This window comes from Inquilinus sp., assembly GCF_057815775.1.
On sequence record NZ_JBYRFX010000765.1, the window covers coordinates 1 to 1,760 of the forward strand.

Annotated in this window: 2 protein-coding genes; both read left to right on the forward strand. The window is 71.9% G+C overall.

The genetic code is table 11. The features are described from left to right. A partial coding sequence (locus AC3XYG_RS26875) for an extracellular solute-binding protein (protein WP_489142943.1) occupies positions 1-563 on the forward strand: 563 nt, incomplete at its 5' end. A 16-nt stretch (positions 564-579) separates the two neighbouring features. Next, positions 580-1,760, forward strand: a 1,181-nt coding sequence (locus AC3XYG_RS26880) for an ABC transporter permease (RefSeq protein WP_489142944.1), incomplete at its 3' end; no start/stop codon positions are given.

The following is a 1,760-nucleotide window of genomic DNA, read 5'->3' on the forward strand; positions in this document are numbered from 1 at the left end:
ACCTCGCCGACCCCGCCTGGAAGGGTCGCTGGGGTGCCTCGCCCTCCGGCGCCGACTTCCAGGCCATCGTCAGCGCGCAGCTGGCCCTGAAGGGCGAGCCGGCGACCGCCGCCTGGCTGAAGGCGATGAAGGAGAACTTCCTGCCCTTCAAGGGCAACAGCACGGCGATGAAGGCGGTCAATGCCGGCCAGGTCGAAGGCGCGGTGATCTACCACTACTACTGGTTCGGCGACCAGGCGAAGACCGGCGAGAACAGCAAGAACGTCGAGCTGTACTATTTCCGCCACCAGGATCCGGGCGCGTTCGTCAGCATCTCCGGCGGCGGCGTGCTGGCCTCCAGCAAGCACCAGCAGCAGGCCCAGGCCTTCCTGAAGTGGATCACCGGCAAGGCCGGCCAGGAGATCCTGAAGACCGGCGATTCCTTCGAGTACGCTGTCGGCACCGGGGCCGAATCGAATCCGAAGCTGGTGCCGCTGGCCGATCTGCAGGCGCCGAAGATCGAGCCGTCGTCGCTGAACAGCAAGGCGGTCACCGACCTGATGACCCAGGCCGGCCTGCTGTAATGCAGGCTTGGTCGGCATGACCCAGGCGTCGGTCGCGCACCGGCCCGGCGCGCCCGCCTTCACGGCGGGCGCCCGCTGGCGCCGGCACCCCTTCGGCGCCGGCATGGCGGGGACGGCGCTGCTGGTCTCGCTCGCCGCCCTGCTGCCGCTGGGCTTCGTCGTCTGGGTGACGATCCAGACCGGGTGGGACACGGCCGCCGCCCTGGTGTTCCGCCCGCGGGTGGGCGAGCTGCTGGTCAACACCGTCCTGCTGGTGCTGGTCACCGTGCCGATCTGCGCAGTGCTGGCCGTGGCCCTGGCCTGGCTGACCGAGCGCAGCGACCTGCCCGGCGCCCGGATCTGGTCATGGCTGGCGGTGGCGCCGCTGGCGGTGCCCGCCTTCGTCCAGAGCTATGCCTGGATCAGCCTGACACCCGGGCTGCACGGCCTGTCCGGCGGCGTCCTGGTCTCGGTGATCGCCTATTTCCCGCTGCTGTACCTGCCGGTCTCGGCCACGCTGCGGCGGCTCGACCCGGGGCTGGAGGATGCCGCCGCCTCGCTCGGCGTCGCGCCGGCCCTGGTGTTCCTGCGGGTGGTGCTGCCGCAGTTGCGCCTGGCCCTGTGCGGCGGCGCGCTGCTGGTCGGGCTGCATCTGCTGGCCGAATACGGCCTGTATGTGATGATCCGGTTCGACACCTTCACCACCGCGATCGTCGACCAGTTCCAATCAACCTTCAACGGCCCCGCCGCCAACATGCTGGCCGGGGTGCTGGCGGTCAGCTGCCTGGGGCTGCTGTGGCTGGACGCCGCGATCCGCGGCCGCACCCGCTACGCCCGCATCGGCTCCGGCGCCGCCCGCACACCGCGGCGCACCCGTCTGGGCCGCGCCACCCTGCCCTGCCTGCTGCTGCCGGCGGCCACCACGGCGCTGGCGCTGGGCGTGCCCTTCGTCACCCTGGGGCAGTGGCTGGCGGCCGGCGGCGCCGCGATCTGGAAGCTGGACGAGATCGGCCCGGCGCTGGGCCAGACGGCGGTCTTCGCCATCGCCGGCGGCATCGTCACCACGGTCGCCGCCATCCCGATGGCCTGGCTGTCGATCCGCGCCCCCGGCCGGCTGCAGCGGGTGCTGGAGGCCTGCAACTACACCGTCGGGTCGCTGCCCGGCGTGGTGGTGGCGCTGGCCCTGGTCACCATCACCGTGCGGGTGGCGCTGCCGCT